This is a genomic window from Pseudomonas nitroreducens TX1 (assembly GCF_000313755.1).
GTDB lineage: Bacteria > Pseudomonadota > Gammaproteobacteria > Pseudomonadales > Pseudomonadaceae > Pseudomonas > Pseudomonas nitroreducens_A.
Map to the genome: position 1 here is coordinate 72,782 of NZ_AMZB01000100.1, position 15,780 is coordinate 88,561.

Annotated in this window: 20 protein-coding genes; 10 read left to right on the plus strand and 10 right to left on the minus strand. The window is 63.6% G+C overall.

All coding sequences use genetic code 11. The annotated features are described in order from the left end of the window. The 9 genes from hisD to C167_RS0110045 all read right to left on the minus strand — a co-directional run bounded on the left by hisD (position 1) and on the right by C167_RS0110045 (position 6,829). The gene (hisD, locus tag C167_RS0110005) at positions 1–1,323 is read right to left on the minus strand and encodes a histidinol dehydrogenase (RefSeq protein ID WP_017518136.1); all 1,323 of its coding nucleotides are present in this window, start codon (positions 1,321–1,323) and stop codon (positions 1–3) included. 175 nt (positions 1,324–1,498) lie between these two features. Continuing rightward, positions 1,499–2,134: an ATP phosphoribosyltransferase gene (hisG, locus tag C167_RS0110010; RefSeq protein WP_017518137.1), complete on the minus strand. Its 636-nt coding sequence runs from the start codon at positions 2,132–2,134 to the stop codon at positions 1,499–1,501. A gap of 14 nt (positions 2,135–2,148) precedes the next feature. Continuing rightward, positions 2,149–3,417, minus strand: a complete 1,269-nt coding sequence (gene murA / locus C167_RS0110015; RefSeq protein WP_017518138.1) for a UDP-N-acetylglucosamine 1-carboxyvinyltransferase — start codon at positions 3,415–3,417, stop codon at positions 2,149–2,151. A gap of 19 nt (positions 3,418–3,436) precedes the next feature. Further along, complete coding sequence (locus C167_RS0110020; protein WP_017518139.1) at positions 3,437–3,676, minus strand: BolA family protein; 240 nt, start codon at positions 3,674–3,676, stop codon at positions 3,437–3,439. A gap of 109 nt (positions 3,677–3,785) precedes the next feature. After that, positions 3,786–4,094 carry an STAS domain-containing protein gene (locus C167_RS0110025; RefSeq protein WP_017518140.1) on the minus strand — a complete coding sequence of 103 codons (309 nt, stop codon included), beginning with the start codon at positions 4,092–4,094 and terminating at the stop codon, positions 3,786–3,788. Beyond that, on the minus strand, positions 4,091–4,738 hold the full coding sequence (locus C167_RS0110030; protein WP_017518141.1) for an ABC transporter substrate-binding protein: 648 nt from the start codon (positions 4,736–4,738) through the stop codon (positions 4,091–4,093). Before C167_RS0110030 ends, C167_RS0110025 begins: the two co-directional genes overlap by 4 nt. 11 nt (positions 4,739–4,749) lie before the next feature. Continuing rightward, complete coding sequence (gene mlaD, locus C167_RS0110035; RefSeq protein WP_017518142.1) at positions 4,750–5,223, minus strand: outer membrane lipid asymmetry maintenance protein MlaD; 474 nt, start codon at positions 5,221–5,223, stop codon at positions 4,750–4,752. After that, a complete protein-coding gene (mlaE, locus tag C167_RS0110040; protein WP_017518143.1) occupies positions 5,223–6,020 on the minus strand; it encodes a lipid asymmetry maintenance ABC transporter permease subunit MlaE in 798 nt (265 codons plus the stop codon). The genes mlaD and mlaE overlap by 1 nt, the downstream gene beginning before the upstream one ends. Further along, positions 6,020–6,829, minus strand: a complete 810-nt coding sequence (locus C167_RS0110045; protein ID WP_017518144.1) for an ATP-binding cassette domain-containing protein — start codon at positions 6,827–6,829, stop codon at positions 6,020–6,022. Before C167_RS0110045 ends, mlaE begins: the two co-directional genes overlap by 1 nt. Before the next feature lie 238 nt (positions 6,830–7,067). On the opposite strand from C167_RS0110045, the gene C167_RS0110050 reads away from it, so the two are divergent. From C167_RS0110050 to C167_RS0110095, 10 genes are all read left to right on the plus strand, one after another. After that, positions 7,068–8,042, plus strand: coding sequence for a KpsF/GutQ family sugar-phosphate isomerase (locus C167_RS0110050; protein WP_017518145.1), 975 nt, complete (start codon positions 7,068–7,070; stop codon positions 8,040–8,042). Continuing rightward, positions 8,043–8,567: a KdsC family phosphatase gene (locus tag C167_RS0110055; RefSeq protein WP_017518146.1), complete on the plus strand. Its 525-nt coding sequence runs from the start codon at positions 8,043–8,045 to the stop codon at positions 8,565–8,567. 5 nt (positions 8,568–8,572) lie between these two features. After that, on the plus strand, positions 8,573–9,148 hold the full coding sequence (gene lptC, locus C167_RS0110060; RefSeq protein WP_026078939.1) for an LPS export ABC transporter periplasmic protein LptC: 576 nt from the start codon (positions 8,573–8,575) through the stop codon (positions 9,146–9,148). Further along, on the plus strand, positions 9,135–9,671 hold the full coding sequence (gene lptA, locus C167_RS0110065; RefSeq protein ID WP_017518148.1) for a lipopolysaccharide transport periplasmic protein LptA: 537 nt from the start codon (positions 9,135–9,137) through the stop codon (positions 9,669–9,671). Before lptC ends, lptA begins: the two co-directional genes overlap by 14 nt. Then, on the plus strand, positions 9,671–10,396 hold the full coding sequence (gene lptB / locus C167_RS0110070; protein WP_017518149.1) for an LPS export ABC transporter ATP-binding protein: 726 nt from the start codon (positions 9,671–9,673) through the stop codon (positions 10,394–10,396). Before lptA ends, lptB begins: the two co-directional genes overlap by 1 nt. Positions 10,397–10,650: 254 nt before the next feature. Then, on the plus strand, positions 10,651–12,153 hold the full coding sequence (locus tag C167_RS0110075; RefSeq protein WP_026078940.1) for an RNA polymerase factor sigma-54: 1,503 nt from the start codon (positions 10,651–10,653) through the stop codon (positions 12,151–12,153). A 78-nt stretch (positions 12,154–12,231) separates the two neighbouring features. Further along, on the plus strand, positions 12,232–12,540 hold the full coding sequence (hpf, locus tag C167_RS0110080; RefSeq protein WP_017518151.1) for a ribosome hibernation-promoting factor, HPF/YfiA family: 309 nt from the start codon (positions 12,232–12,234) through the stop codon (positions 12,538–12,540). A 9-nt stretch (positions 12,541–12,549) separates the two neighbouring features. Beyond that, a complete protein-coding gene (gene ptsN, locus C167_RS0110085; RefSeq protein ID WP_017518152.1) occupies positions 12,550–13,017 on the plus strand; it encodes a PTS IIA-like nitrogen regulatory protein PtsN in 468 nt (155 codons plus the stop codon). A 2-nt stretch (positions 13,018–13,019) separates the two neighbouring features. After that, positions 13,020–13,877, plus strand: a complete 858-nt coding sequence (gene rapZ / locus C167_RS0110090) for an RNase adapter RapZ (RefSeq protein WP_017518153.1) — start codon at positions 13,020–13,022, stop codon at positions 13,875–13,877. Between the two features lie 34 nt (positions 13,878–13,911). After that, complete coding sequence (locus C167_RS0110095; protein ID WP_017518154.1) at positions 13,912–14,184, plus strand: HPr family phosphocarrier protein; 273 nt, start codon at positions 13,912–13,914, stop codon at positions 14,182–14,184. A 215-nt stretch (positions 14,185–14,399) separates the two neighbouring features. Here C167_RS0110095 and pmbA read toward each other — a convergent pair whose 3' ends face one another. Next, positions 14,400–15,749, minus strand: coding sequence for a metalloprotease PmbA (gene pmbA / locus C167_RS0110100; protein ID WP_017518155.1), 1,350 nt, complete (start codon positions 15,747–15,749; stop codon positions 14,400–14,402). Positions 15,750–15,780 lie beyond the last annotated feature (31 nt).

A 15,780-nucleotide genomic window follows, 5' to 3' on the forward strand; every position in this document is an offset into this window, starting at 1 on the left:
TTATTCACTCTTGTCGTCAAGGATGCGGAACTCGGCACTGCGCGCGTGGGCGGTCAGCGACTCGCCACGAGCCAGGATCGAAGCGGTCTTGCCCAGCTCGGAAGCGCCCGGCGCGGAGCAGAAGATGATCGAGGAACGCTTCTGGAAGTCATACACGCCCAGCGGCGAGGAGAAGCGCGCGGTGCCGGAAGTCGGCAGCACGTGGTTCGGGCCGGCACAATAGTCGCCCAGCGCTTCGGCGGTGTAGCGCCCCATGAAGATGGCGCCGGCGTGGCGGATCTTCGGCAGCCAGCTTTCCGGGTCGGCCACGGACAGCTCCAGGTGTTCCGGGGCGATGCGGTTGGCGACCTCGCAGGCGCGCTCCTGGTCAGCGACGAGGATCAGCGCCCCCCGGTTGGTCAGCGAGGTGCGAATGATCTCGGCACGCTCCATGGTCGGCAACAGTTTCTCGATGCTGGCGGCGACCTTGTCGAGGAATTCGGCGTTCGGGCTGACCAGGATGGCCTGGGCATCTTCGTCGTGCTCGGCCTGGGAGAACAGATCCATGGCGATCCAGTCCGGATCGGTGCCGCCGTCGCAGACCACGAGGATTTCCGAGGGGCCGGCGATCATGTCGATGCCGACCTGGCCGAACACGTGGCGCTTGGCGGTGGCGACGTAGATGTTGCCCGGGCCGACGATCTTGTCCACCTGCGGCACGCTCTCGGTGCCGTAGGCCAGCGCGGCCACGGCCTGGGCGCCACCGATGGTGAAGACGCGGTCGACGCCGGCGATGCAAGCGGCGGCGAGGACGATCTCGTTGATCTCGCCGCGCGGAGTCGGCACCACCATCACCACTTCCGCAACACCGGCAACCTTGGCCGGAATGGCGTTCATCAGTACGGACGACGGATAGGATGCCTTGCCACCGGGCACGTACAGGCCGGCGCGATCCAGTGGGGTGACCTGCTGGCCGAGCACGGTGCCGTCGGCTTCGGTATAGCGCCAGGAGTCCTGCTTCTGCTTCTCGTGGTAGCTGCGCACGCGTTCGGCAGCCGTTTCCAGCGCCTCTCGCTGGGCCGGAGTGATGCGGGTCAGGGCCAGTTCCAGGCGCTCGCGCGGCAGGATCAGGTCAGCCATGGTCTTGGCGTCGACGCCGTCGAAGCGCTGGGTGAACTCCACCACGGCGGCGTCACCGCGGCTGCGCACGTCGGCGATGATGTCCAGTACGCGCTGGTTCACTGCATCGTCGGACACGCTTTCCCAGGAGAGCAGATGGTCCAGATGACGCGCGAAGTCCGGATCGGCGGCGTTGAGTCGACGGAGTGCGAAGGGTGCGGTCATAGCTGGCCTCTTTAATTGGCATGATCTCGGGCGCCGCAAGACTATCAAGCCTTCCGTGCGGGCACCCGAGAAAATTTGGCTATGACACGGATAGGGCCGAAAAGCTGCTCCTGCATGTTCGGCATTCCCGCCATCCATGGCGGTCACGGGCGCAGCCAGACGGCCGCGCTAGGAATTACGCCCGGTGTCGAGACTCCACCGCTTCGCGCAGGGTGTCGATCAATGCCTGGATGCGCGCATGCTGCATCTTCATCGAGGCCTTGTTCACCACCAGACGCGAGCTGATGTGAGCGATCAGCTCCTGGGGCTCCAGGCCGTTCGCACGCAGGGTATTACCGGTGTCGACCACGTCGATGATCTTATCGGCGAGGCCGACCAGCGGTGCCAGCTCCATGGAGCCGTACAACTTGATCACGTCGACCTGGCGGCCCTGCTCGGCGTAGTAGCGCTTGGCGACATTGACGAACTTGGTAGCCACGCGCAGGCGACCCTTGGGCTCCGGCGCGCCGACCGCTCCGGCGGTCATCAGCTTGCAGTTGGCAATCTTCAGGTCCAGCGGCTCGTACAGGCCCTGGCCACCGTACTCCATGAGCACGTCCTTGCCCGCCACGCCGAGGTCGGCGGCACCGTGCTCGACATAGGTCGGCACATCGGTGGCGCGCACGATCAGCAGACGTACGTCATCGAGGGTGGTGGGAATGATCAGCTTGCGGCTCTTGTCCGGATTCTCGGTCGGCACGATGCCCGCCGCTGCGAGCAGCGGCAGGGTGTCGTCGAGGATTCGGCCCTTGGACAGGGCAATCGTCAGCATGGTCTGGCGCAGCCCTAGCCCGGCACGCGGCGAATCTTCGCCCCGAGCAGTTGCAGTTTCTCTTCGATGCACTCGTAGCCACGGTCGATGTGGTAGATGCGGTCGATCAGGGTGTCGCCATCGGCTACCAGGGCGGCGATCACCAGGCTGGCGGAAGCGCGCAGGTCGGTCGCCATGACGGGGGCACCCTTGAGCAGCGGAACGCCGGTGACGATGGCGGTATTGCCTTCGACCAGGATCTGCGCGCCCATGCGGTTCATTTCGTAGACGTGCATGAAGCGGTTCTCGAACACGGTCTCGATGACCGCGCCGGTGCCTTCGGCAATGGCATTCAGGGAGATGAACTGCGCCTGCATGTCGGTCGGGAATGCCGGGTACGGCGCAGTGCGGATGTTCACCGCCTTAGGCCGGTTGCCCTTCATGTCCAGCTCGATCCAGTTGCTGCCGCTGGTGATGTGCGCGCCGGCTTCGACCAGCTTGGCCAGCACGGCCTCGAGGATGGTCGGGTCGGTATCCTTGAGCTTGACGCGACCACCGGTGGCTGCAGCGGCGACCAGGTAGGTACCGGTCTCGATGCGGTCGGGCATGACGCTGTACTTGGCACCGCCACCCAGGCTCTTCACACCGTTGATCACGATGGTGTCGGTGCCGGCGCCCTGCACGTCACCGCCCATGGCGTTGATGAAGTTGGCCAGATCGACGACCTCGGGCTCGCGCGCGGCGTTTTCCAGCACGGAGCGGCCATTGGCCAGGGCGGCGGCCATCATGATGTTCTCGGTACCGGTCACGGACACGGTATCGAAGAAGAAGTGCGCGCCCTTCAGACCACCGGCCGGGGCCTTGGCCTTGATGTAACCGCCTTCGACGGTGATCTCTGCGCCCATGGCCTCGAGGCCGCGGATGTGCAGGTCCACCGGACGCGAGCCGATGGCGCAGCCGCCGGGCAACGCGACTTCGGCTTCACCGAAGCGGGCGACCATCGGGCCGAGCACCAGGATCGACGCACGCATGGTCTTCACCAGCTCGTACGGTGCCACCAGGGTCTTGATGGTGCTGGCATCGACTTCGACATTGAGCTTCTCGTCGATGATCGGCTGCACGCCCATGCGGCCGAACAGTTCGATCATGGTAGTGATGTCGTGCAGGTGCGGCAGGTTGCAGACGGTCACCGGGGTGTCCGCCAGCAGGGTCGCGGCGAGGATCGGCAGCGCCGAGTTCTTCGCGCCGGAGATGCGGATCTCGCCATCGAGACGGGTGCCGCCGGTAATGATCAGTTTATCCATTGCTATTTTCCCCGTGGGCTCAGGAACGCTCGGCCCAGGCGGCGCGGCTGAAGAATTTCATGGTGACGGCATGGATGGCCCCGGAGGCGATCCACTCGTTCAGGTGGGCATAGATCTGTTGCTGGCGCTTGACCGGGCTCAGGCCGGCGAGCTCGTCGCTGATCAGGTTCAGCTGGAAATTGCAGCCTTCGCCTTCCACTTCGATCTGGGTACCTGGGAGTTTCGATTCCAGGAAGTTTTTGACTTCTACGGCCTGCATGCTCAACCTCGTTCGGCGCCCTACGCGCGCGGGTCGGCCATGATACAAAAAAGCCCCCCGCCTGCGAACCCCGGCGGGGAAGTCGCGGACGGAGGGCCTTTTCACTGTTTCAGTGCTGTAACGGCAGAATCTCCAGAAGCTCGCCAACCTTGGCGATTTCCTGCATGTCCTTGGGCATGCCGGAGACTTGCAGCGTCTTGCCGGCCTTGCGCGCATCACGGATATAGGACAACAGCAGCGACAATCCGACGCTACTGGAACGTTCCACCGCCGAGCAATCCAGGCGCAGAGCGCTCGCCTTGCTGGCAGCGATCAGCCGGGCGCCCTGTTGGCGCAGCGCGGGGCCGGTGCTGTAATCCAGCACGCCGGCGAGGGCCAGTTCACCCTCGGCGCGCTCCGAGATGCTGCCCTGGGTCATTCTGCGCCGCCTTCCGGCTGGCCCTTGGCAGCGTCCTTGGCCTTGGCGACCACCTGGCCCCAACCGGCAATGGTGGCTTCCAGGTCATTGCGGTTCTTCTGCATGGAATCGGCGAACTGGTCACGGAACAGCTTGCCGATGTTGATGCCGTTGATGATCACGTTACGCAGGCGCCAGGTGCCGCCCTGGTTGACCATGGTGTACTGCACCGGATAGATGGCGCCGCTGCTGCCCACCACTTCCATGTTCACCGAAGCACGGTCCTGATCCTGCTTGCCGGTGTTCAGCACGCGGATGTCCTGGTTGTCGTACTCCAGCAGCGCATTGCCGTAGAACTGGAACAGGCTGTTCTTGAAGGTTTCCTCGAAGCGCTTGATCTGCTCCGGCGAGGCCTGGCGGGAATACTTGACGGTCATCACGCCCTTGGCGATGCCCTCGGAATCCACTACCGGGCCCAGGATGCGGTTCAGCGTGTCGTAGAACGCCTGGGGATTGGCCTTGTAGCTGGCCTTGTTGGTTTTCAGGTCCGTCAGCAGGTTATCGACGGTCTGCTGCACGACCTGCTGTGCGGTCTGCTCGGCCTGGGCGAACAGCGGGAGGATCGCGAGCAGGACCAGAAAGCCATGGCGCAAGGTTTTCAACATGGAGTGAGTCCTCATTTCTTCGAGTCGTCTTTGTTGACCGAATTCAGCAGGAACTTGCCGATCAGGTCTTCCAGCACGAGTGCCGACTGGGTGTCCTTGATGGTATCGCCATCCTTGAGCAGCTCTTCATCACCACCGACGCTGATGCCGATGTATTTTTCGCCGAGCAGGCCAGCGGTCAGGATGGAGGCGGTGGAGTCGTCCGGCAGGTTGTTGACGCCGCGGTTGATCTCCATGGTCACACGACCACGATAGCTGTCGTGATCCAGGTCCACCGCAGTGACCTTGCCGATGGTGACGCCCGCCATGGTGACTTTGCCACGCACGGTGACACCGGCGATATTGTCGAAATAGGCGTACAGCTTGTAGGTATCGCCCGAATTGCCGATGGTCAGTCCGCTGACACGCAGGGCCAGCAGCAGCAGGGCCAGCAGGCCGGCCAGAATGAACAGGCCTACACCGATTTCCAGGGTGCGGGTTTGCATCAGAAGTCTCCAAACATCAAGGCGGTCAGGATGAAGTCCAGCCCCAGCACGGCCAGGGAGGCATACACAACGGTACGGGTGGTGGCGCGGCTGATCCCCTCGGAGGTGGGTTCGCAGTCATACCCCTGGAACACGGCGATCCAGGTCACGACGAAGGCAAACACCACGCTCTTGATCACGCCATTGAGAATGTCCTTGGTGAACTGCACGCTGTTCTGCATGTTCGACCAGTACGAACCGTCATACACACCCAGCCAGTCCACGGCGACCAGGGCTCCGCCCCAGATACCGACGACACTGAAGATAGCTGCCAGCAGCGGCATCGAGATGAAGCCGGCCCACAGGCGCGGTGCGATGATGTACTTGAGCGGGTCGACGCCGATCATCTCCAGGCTGGACAGTTGCTCGGTGGATTTCATGTTACCGATCTCGGCTGTCAGGGCGGAACCGGCACGCCCGGCGAACAGCAGACCGGTCACCACCGGTCCCAGTTCACGCAGCAGCGTCAGCGCGACCATCTGGCCGACCGCCTGCTCGGAGCCGTAGCTCGCCAGGATGTTGTAGCCCTGCAGGGCCAGTACCATGCCGATGAACAGACCGGAAACGACAATGATCGCCAGGGACAGTACGCCCACTGAGTACAATTGCTTGACCAGCAACTGGAACGCGCCGCTGTGTACGCGACGACCAAAGATCGCGTGGACCAGAAACAGCGTCGAACGGCCCAGCGACTCGAGGACATCGAGGCCGGCGCGCCCGAGCAGGCGAACGCGCTCGAGCGGTGAAGTCTTGCGCATCAACGTTCTCCCAGCAGGTCGGCGCGGTAATCGCGAGCAGGATAGTGGAACGGCACCGGACCATCCGGGATGCCCTTCATGAACTGGCGCACGCGCGGATCGTCGAGACCCTGCAGGTCGGCCGGCGTCCCATGGCCGAGCACACGGCCGTCACCGACGATATAGATGTAGTCGGCGATGCTCGCGGTCTCCGCCAGGTCGTGGGACACCACGATGCTGGTGATACCCAGCGCGTCGTTGAGCAGACGGATCAGGCGCACCAACACACCCATGGCGATCGGGTCCTGCCCCACGAAAGGCTCGTCGTACATCAGGATCTGCGGATCCAGCGCGATGGCGCGGGCCAGCGCCACGCGGCGCTTCATGCCGCCGGACAGTTCGTCCGGCATCAGCTCCACCGCCCCACGCAGGCCCACGGCCTGCAGTTTCATCAGGACGATGTCGCGAATCATCTCCTCGGGCAGCTCGGTGTGCACCCGCAGCGGGAAGGCCACGTTCTCGAAGACGTCGAGATCGGTGAACAGCGCGCCGCTCTGGAACAGCACGCCGAATTGCTTGCGCATGTCGAACAGGTCGCTGCGGCCCAGCGACGGAAGGTTCTGGCCGTTGACCCACACCTCCCCGCTCGCCGGCCTCAACTGGGCGGCGATCAGTCGCAACAGGGTGGTCTTGCCACACCCCGAGGGCCCCATGATCCCGGTGACCTTGCCGCGTGGAATGCGGATGTCCACGTTATCGAAAATCTTACGCGTGCCACGCTTGAAGCTCAGGCCCTTCAGCTCGACCGCGTATTGGTCATTGGTGCTCATAGAACTCCTTTCATCACGGCGCTGTCCGTTGCCCCGTCTGTCACACGGCAGGAACACGGCGCGGCAGGCCGAACGGCCGCGAACTATAACACCGCGCGAAGCCCCGCCCCAAGGGCTGCTAAGCCGCCGTTAAGGGACAGTTCAGCAAAATGCACTCAACATTGAGATGCCAGTGATGAAGCCTTTGCCGCTTTCCCGTTATAATCTCGCACTTCATTTTGCCCCGCGCCTTTGGAACATGAGCCAGAAACACGATTTCATCCAGTCGGCACAACGCACTATCCGCCTCGAGCGTGACTCGGTGGACGCGCTGCTGCCGCGTATCGGCGCCGATTTTTCCCTGGCCTGCGAGCTCCTGCTGAACTGCGTGGGCCGTGTCGTCGTGGTCGGGATGGGCAAGTCCGGGCATATTGCCCGCAAGATCGCCGCCACCCTGGCCAGCACCGGCACACCGGCCTTCTTCGTGCACCCGGCCGAAGCCAGCCATGGCGACATGGGCATGATCACCAAGGACGACGTCGTCCTCGCCCTGTCCAACTCCGGCTCGACCGCGGAAATCATCACCCTGCTGCCGCTGATCAAGCGCCTGGGCATCACCCTGATCAGCATGACCGGCAACGCCGAATCGCCGCTGGCCAAGGCCGCGGCGGTCAACCTGGACGCCAGCGTCGAGCACGAGGCCTGCTCGCTGAACCTGGCGCCGACCTCCTCCACCACGGTTTCCCTGGTGATCGGCGACGCGCTCGCCATCGCCCTGCTGGAAGCTCGCGGCTTCACCGCCGAAGACTTCGCTTTCTCGCACCCGGGCGGCGCGCTGGGCCGTCGATTGTTGCTGAAAGTGGAAAACATCATGCACGTGGGTGAAGCATTGCCACAGGTTTCTCCCGGCACTTCGCTCAGTGGCGCCCTGCTGGAAATGACCCGAAAGGGCCTGGGCATGACCATCGTACTGGGCGAAGACGGCCGGCTGGCCGGGGTTTTCACCGACGGCGACCTGCGCCGCACCCTGGACAAGGGCCTGGACGTGCGCCAGGTGACCATCGACCAGGTGATGACCGTGCACGGCAAGACCGCCCGCCCGGACATGCTCGCCGCCGAAGCCCTGAAGATCATGGACGACCACAAGATCAACGTGCTGGTGGTGGTCGATGACAAGGATCATCCGGTCGGCGTGCTGCATGTCCACGACCTGACCCGCGCGGGAGTCATCTGAATGACGGCCGACCTGCTGCAACGCGCCAAAGCGGTCCGCCTGGCGGTGTTCGACGTCGATGGCGTGCTCACTGACGGCAAGCTCTACTTCCTGCCCGACGGCGGCGAGTTCAAGACCTTCAATACCCTGGACGGCCACGGCATCAAGATGCTCATGGCCTCCGGCGTGCGCACCGCGATCATTACCGGCCGCTCGAGCCCGGTGGTCGAGCGCCGGGCGAAGAACCTGGGTATCGACCACCTGTTTCAGGGGCGCGAGGACAAGCTGGTCGCCCTCGACGAGTTGCTTGCCGAACTGGGTCTAGGCTATGAAGAAGTCGCCTACTTGGGCGACGATCTGCCCGACCTGCCGGCCATCCGCCGCGCAGGCCTGGGCATGGCGGTCGCCAGCGCTGATGCCTTCGTGCGCCAGCATGCCGACGGCGTGACCCAGGCCCGTGGCGGCGAAGGCGCCGCCCGTGAGTTCTGCGAATTGATCCTGCGCGCCCAGGGCAACCTCGAAGCTGCCCGGAACGCGTATCTCTAGAGCCGATGATGCCCAAGACACTCCAACAAAAGCTGTTGCTCGCCCTGATCGCCATCCTGCTGATCGCGCTGGGCTATTACTGGAACGTGCGCCTGGACTTCAACGAGCGGCAACTCAAGTCGCAGACCAGTGACGCCATTGATTTCTATGTGGTGAACGCCAAGAGCGTTCAGTACCGCGTCGACGGCTCCCTCGCCTACGAGATGACCGCCGACAAACTCGAACACCTGAAAGCAACCGACGTGACCCTGGTCACCACGCCTGATCTCTTCTTCCACCGGGAGAACGAGCCTCAGCCGTGGCATGTCCAGAGCGTTCACGCCGAAGTGGCCCCCGAAGGCAAGCAGGTCGAGCTGATCGACGACGTGCGCGTTGCGCGCACCGACGCTCAGCAACGTACGCTCCTGCTCAACACCTCGCGCATGACGGTGTTCCCAGACAAGGACTATGCGCAGACTGACCAGCCCGTGAAAATCACCGAGCCCAACGGTGTAACCACGGCAGTTGGCATGAAAGCGTATCTGAAAGACAGCCGGATGCTCCTGCTGTCCAACGTAAGAGGTCAGCATGAGGCTCGTTAACACCCTCCCCCTTCTTTTCAGCCTCGCCGCCGCCATCGGCAGCTCTGCCGCCTGGGCCCTTCCCACCGACCGGGAACAGCCGATCCGCGTCCAGGCCGACAGCGCCGAACTGGATGACAAGCAGGGCGTGGCCGTGTATCGCGGCGACGTGGTGGTGACCCAGGGCAGCATGAAGCTGACTGGCAACACCGTTACGCTCAAGCAGAACAAGGACGGCGAGATCGAGGTGGTCACCTCGGTCGGCAAGCCCGCCTACTTCGAACAGAAGCCGGCGCCCGACAAGCAGATCACCCAGGCCTACGGCCTGACGATCCAATATTTCGTCTCGCAGAACCGCGTCGTGCTGATCGACCAGGCCAAGGTGATCCAGGAAGGCAACACCTTCGAAGGCGAGAAGATCGTCTATGACACCCAGCGCCAGATCGTCAACGCAGGCCGTGCCACCGGCTCCCAGGTGACCACGCCGCGCCCGCGTATCGACATGGTCATCCAGCCCAAGAAAAAGCAGGATCAAGCGCAGTAATGGCTACGCTAACCGCCCAGCACCTCGCCAAGAGCTACAAGAGCCGGCAAGTCGTCCGCGATGTCAGCATGAACATCGAAAGTGGGCAGATCGTCGGCCTGCTCGGCCCCAACGGAGCGGGCAAGACCACCTGCTTCTACATGATCGTCGGGCTGGTTCGCGCCGATCAGGGCGTCGTGCGCATCGACGAGCAGGACGTCACCCACCTGCCCATGCATGGCCGCGCGCGCGCCGGCATCGGCTATCTGCCGCAGGAAGCCTCGATCTTCCGCAAGCTGTCGGTGGCGGACAACATCGGCGCCATCCTCGAGACCCGCGCCGACCTTGATCGCGCCGGTCGCCAGGAAGCCCTGGAAGGCCTGCTCGAGGAGTTCCACATCCACCATATCCGCGACAACCTCGGCATGAGCCTGTCCGGTGGTGAGCGCCGCCGCGTGGAAATCGCCCGCGCCCTCGCCAGTTCGCCGAAGTTCATCTTGCTGGACGAGCCTTTCGCCGGCGTAGACCCGATCTCGGTGGGCGATATCAAGCAGATCATCCATCATCTCAAGGCCAAGGGAATCGGTGTCCTGATCACCGACCACAACGTCCGGGAGACCCTGGACATCTGCGAAACGGCGTACATCGTCAACGACGGTCAACTGATCGCCGAAGGCAGCGCCGAGAGCATCCTCGCCAACGACCTGGTGAAAGAAGTCTATCTGGGCCACGAGTTCCGCCTGTAAAGCCCGGGACCGCGCCCTGCCTGGGCGCGGCAGCCATAACTTCCTTCCATGCGTGGCGCGGCTCGTGGGCCGCCCCGCAGCCTGGGCGGCTGCCTGCCCTTCCCTGGCGCAACCGGGTTGTAACGAAAGGTCGACAGCCCCTAGGCAAAGCGCCCAAACTCAGGCATATAATTTGCTTCCTCGCGGCGCTCCGGCGTCCGTAGTCGTGGATATGGCGCGTTTTGCGCCAGCGAACAAGGTGCCTAGTTCCAGCCATGAAACCATCGCTAGTCCTCAAGATGGGCCAGCAGCTGACGATGACTCCGCAGCTGCAACAGGCCATCCGACTGCTCCAGCTCTCGACGCTGGACCTCCAACAGGAAATCCAGGAAGCCCTGGAGTCCAACCCCATGCTGGAGCGCCAGGAAGAAGGCGAGGATTACGACAACAGCGACCCCATGGCCGATGGCGCCGAGTCGAGCGCCAACGGCAGCACCAGCAGCTCCCAGGACAACTTCCAGGAAAGCACCACCCCCAACGCCGACAGCCTCGACGAAGACCAGTGGGCCGAACGCATCCCCAACGAGTTGCCGGTCGACACCGCCTGGGAAGATATCTACCAGACCAGCGCCAGCAGTCTGCCCAGTAATGATGATGACGAGTGGGACTTCACTGCCCGCACCACCGCTGGCGAAAGCCTGCAGAGCCATCTCCTGTGGCAGCTCAACCTGGCGCCCATGTCCGATACGGACCGCCTGATCGCCCTGAGCATCATCGACGGCATCAACGACGACGGCTACCTCGACGAATCCCTTGAAGACATTCTCGCCTCCATCGACCCAGAACTGGGCGTGGAGATGGATGAAGTGGAAGTCGTGCTGCGTCGAGTGCAGCAGCTTGAACCTGCCGGCGTCGGTGCGCGCAACCTGCGCGAATGCCTGCTGCTGCAACTGCGCCAGATGCCGACCAAGACCTACCTGCTGGCCGAGGCCATCCGTCTGGTCAGCGACCACCTGGACCTGCTCGGCAGCCGCGACTACAGCCAGTTGATGCGCCGAATGAAGCTCAAGGAAGACGAGCTGCGCGAGACCATCGAACTGATCCAGTCGCTGCATCCGCGCCCCGGCTCGCAGATCGAATCCGGCGAAGCCGAATACGTCGTACCGGATGTCATCGTGCGCAAGCACAACGACCGCTGGCTGGTGGAGCTGAACCAGGAGGCGATGCCGCGCCTGCGCGTAAATTCTCAGTACGCAGGCCTGGTACGTCGCGCCGACTCCAGTGCCGACAACACCTTCATGCGCAACCAGTTGCAGGAGGCGCGCTGGTTCATCAAGAGCCTGCAAAGCCGCAACGAGACGCTGATGAAAGTGGCGACCCAGATCGTCGAGCATCAGCGCGGCTTCCTCGAATACGGCGAAGAGGCGATGAAACCGTTGGTCCTGCACGACATCGCCGAGGCGGTGGGCATGCACGAGTCGACCATCTCCCGCGTCACCACGCAGAAATTCATGCATACCCCGCGTGGCATCTTCGAGCTGAAATACTTCTTCTCCAGCCACGTCAGCACCTCCGAGGGCGGTGAGTGCTCGTCCACCGCGATCCGCGCCATCATCAAGAAACTGGTCGCGGCGGAAAGTCCGAAAAAGCCATTGAGTGACAGCAAGATCGCTGGTTTACTGGAGGCACAGGGCATTCAAGTGGCACGTCGTACCGTCGCCAAGTACCGGGAGTCCCTAGGAATCTCTCCCTCGAGCGAGCGCAAGCGGCTGGTGTGACGTTGATCCACGCCAAGGTGTTCCGGCGGCAGGCCCCCTAACCTGCCACTTACACACGGGCAACAAGGAGAAAGCGGTATGCAAGTCAACATCAGTGGACATCAACTGGATGTGACCGACGCCCTGCGCGACTATGTCGGCGAGAAACTCGGCCGACTGGAGCGCCACTTCGACAAGATCACCAATGTTCAGGTCATCATGGAGGTCGAGAAGCTGAAGCAGAAAATTGAAGCCACCCTCCACATCGCCGGGGGCGAAGTGGTGGCCTGCGCCGAACATGAAGACATGTACGCGGCCATCGACCTGCTCACCGACAAGCTCGACCGCCAACTGATCAAGCACAAGGAAAAATACCTCGAGCGCCAGCAAGGTGTTGGTGTTCGTTAACCCCTCTCTATGATCCGACTTGAGCAAATCCTGACCCCCGGCCGTTCCCTCGTGAACGTGCCGGGCGGCAGCAAGAAACGTGTCCTCGAACAAATCGCCAACCTGGTGGCTCGCGAGCTGCCGGGTTTCGATTCCCAAGACATCTTCGACAGCCTGGTGGCCCGGGAACGCCTGGGCTCCACCGGCTTCGGCAATGGCATCGCCATTCCGCACTGCCGCCTCACAGGCTGCCAATCGCCCATCAGCGCCATCCTGCACCTTGACCATCCGGTAGACTTCGACGCTCTCGATGGCGCGCCAGTCGACCTGGTGTTCGTGCTGCTGGTGCCCGAAGCTGCCACCGAAGAGCACCTTGAACTGCTGCGGCAGATCGCTTCCATGCTCGACCGCGCCGACGTCCGCGACCGCCTGCGTCACGCCGCCAACGGCGAGGACCTGTACCGGATCGTCGTGGACTTCCAGAACAACGGGCACTGATCATGCGCCTGATCATCATCAGTGGCAGATCCGGCTCGGGCAAGAGCACCGCGCTCAACGTGCTCGAGGACAATGGCTTCTACTGCATCGACAACCTGCCGGCCAGCCTTCTCCCGGACCTGGCCCAGCGCGCACTGCTGCACACCGAGCTGCTGCACCCACAGGTCGCCGTCTCCATCGACGCGCGCAACCTGCCCAGCCAACTGCAGCGCTTCCCTGAGCTACTGCAGGAAGCCCGCGACAAGCACATCCAGTGCGACGTGCTGTACCTCGATGCCGATGATGAGACGCTGCTCAAACGCTTCTCCGAGACTCGCCGCCGCCACCCGCTGACCACCGACAGCCGCTCGCTGGCGGAGGCCATCGCCGACGAATCGCACCTGCTGGCGCCGATAGCCGACCTGGCCGATCTCAAGCTCAACACCACCAACCTGAACCTCTACCAGTTGCGCGACGTACTCAAGCTGCGCCTGCTGAACAAGCCCGAACTGGGCACCGCCTTCCTGGTCGAATCGTTCGGGTTCAAGCGCGGCATGCCGGTGGACGCCGACCTTGTGTTCGACGTGCGCTGCCTGCCAAACCCCTACTGGAAGCCCGAACTGCGCGAGCACACCGGGCTGGAGCCGGAGGTGCAGGCGTACCTGGCGGCACAGCCCGACGTCGAGGAGATGTACCAGGATATCCTCGGCTACCTGAACAAATGGCTGCCGCGCTTCGCCGCGAGCAACCGGGCCTATGTGACCATCGCCATCGGTTGCACCGGTGGCCAGCACCGTTCGACCTACCTGGCCGAGCGGATCGGTCAAGCCCTCAAGGAAAGCCTCACCAACGTACAGATTCGCCACCGCGACCTGAGCTAAGCAGCGACAGACAACAAAAGGACAGCCCCTCGCGATGCCCGCCCTCGAAGTCACCATCATCAACAAACTTGGCCTGCACGCCCGTGCGGCAGCCAAATTCGTCGGCGTTGCAGGGCGTTTCCCCTGTCAGGTTCGTGTGGGTCGCAACCCCGAGAACACGGTGGACGGCAAGAGCATCATGGCCGTGATGATGCTGGCCGCCGGCAAGGGCACCAACCTGCACCTCGCCGCCGAAGGCGAACAGGAAGACGAAGCGCTCCAGGCACTGGTCGACCTGATCAACAACTACTTCGACGAAGGCGAGTAAGGCGGCCACTCAGCCCGGCTGACAGCCCTCTCATCAGACAGAAGACATCGATCTGCCCCGGCGCGGCCTGCGCCGCGCATCAGCGCCATTGCGATTCCGCAGTAACCCTGGAAACCACCCCATGGTGCATCGCGCTCGCCTCGCGTCCAGCAGCGCGCTGCCCAACGAAACGGAGCGAGACGGGAGCCGCGGCCAACGCCGACCGCGGCGGCGGATCAGTTGCCGGCGACCATCATCTTTTCGATGAGCACGGAGCCGGTATGCAGGTTGCCGCGGTACTCCACATCGTTACCAATGGCGACGATATCGCGGAACAGATCGCGCAGGTTCGCAGCGATGGTGACTTCCTGCACCGGGAACTGGATTTCGCCGTTCTCCACCCAATAGCCGCCAGCGCCACGGGAATAGTCTCCGGTCACCAGGTTGACGCCCTGTCCCATCAGCTCGGTGACCAGCAGGCCCCGGCCCATGCGGCGGATGAGGGCTGCCTGGTCTTCGTCGCCATGGCTGACGAACAGGTTGTGTACACCGCCGGAGTTGGCTGTGCTCGGCATCCCCAGCTTACGCCCGGAGTAGGTGCCGAGCACGTAGGACACCAGTTCGCCACCCTCGACGAAGGGCTTGGCGTACGTGGCCAAGCCATCGTTGTCGAACGAGGCACTGCCCAGCGCGCCGCGCAGCAGCGGGCGCTCGTCCAGGGTCAACCATTCCGGGAAAAGTTGCTGGCCCAGCGCGCCTTCGAGGAACGACGACTTGCGGTACAGGCTGCCGCCGGAGATCGCACCGAGGAAGTGGCCGAACAGGCCGACCGCGACTTCCGGCGCGAACAGCACCGGTACCTCGGCCGTAGGAACCGGGCGTGCCCCCAGGCGGCTGGCGGCACGCTCGGCAGCGCGGCGGCCGATGGATTCGGGAGTAGCCAGCAATTCGCCGCGACGGTTCACGTCGTACCAGTAGTCGCGCTGCATCTGCCCTTCGAGCTCGGCAATCATCACGCAGCTGAGGCTGTGGCGGGTGCTGGCGTAGCCGCCGACGAAGCCGTGGCTGTTGCCGTAGACGCGACAACCCTGGTGGGTATTCAGCGTGGTGCCGTCGGCCTTGGTGACCCGCTTGTCGGTAGCGAACGCAGCGGCCTCGCAGGCCAGCGCGCGCTCGATGGCCTGGTCGGGAGTGATCGACCAGCCGTGGTAGAGGTCCAGGTCCGGCAGGTCGCGCGCCATCAGCGCCGGGTCCGCCAGGCCGGCGCAATCGTCTTCGGAAGCGTGCCTGGCAATCGCCAGCGCCGCCGCGACGGTCTCGCGAATGGCGTCCGCGCCGGTCGCCGAAGTACTGGCCGAGCCCTTGCGCTGGCCAACGTAAAGGGTAATGCCGAAGCCCTGGTCGCGGTTGAACTCGACGGTCTCGACTTCCCCCTGGCGCACCGAGGTCGACAGTCCCTGCTCCACCGATACCGCCACCTCGCAGGCGCTGGCGCCCTGCCGCGCGGCCTCGGCGATGATCCGCTCGACCTGCTCGCGCAGCTCGGGAAGGACCTCCGGGCTCACTGCCGGGTTGTGTTCGCTCATTGCATGCCTCTCCTGTTCATGATCCGGCCCC